General features: G+C 50.4%; 1 pseudogene. It reads right to left on the minus strand.

Annotation, left to right across the window (positions count from 1 at the left end):
* Positions 1 to 381, minus strand: a pseudogene (locus AC1M9F_RS14530) (type VI secretion system tip protein VgrG); the annotation flags it as partial.

Genomic DNA, 381 nt, shown 5'->3' on the forward strand with positions numbered 1-381 from the left:
GTTTTGGCGTCCATTGGCTGCGTTGTAGCAGTTGTTGGACTTGTTGGTCTAAGTCTTTGGGTAGGTTGTTTTGGTTGTAGTAGCGTTTGCCTACAATGAGGAATTCTTGGTCAGCTCCGCTGTGTTGTTCAATTTCTGGATGGCCATCGAGTTTGAACCAGTAGCCGACTTGGCTGTCTCTGACGCTGGCTTTGGCGATGAATTGTTTGCTTTGTCCAGCGTAGTAGTCGCTAAGGTGTTGGTTGAGTTTTTCGACTTGGCTGTTGCCTGAGGCGGTGGCTTGGTCTTCGCCTTTGAGGTCTTGGATCCATGCAGGGCTGATGTGCCATGCTTGTTCGAGGCCTAGGCTGGCATTGTCTTGGTGGTCACTGTGTTGGTGTT

The sequence above is a fragment of the Acinetobacter sp. ANC_7504 genome, from assembly GCF_056779995.1.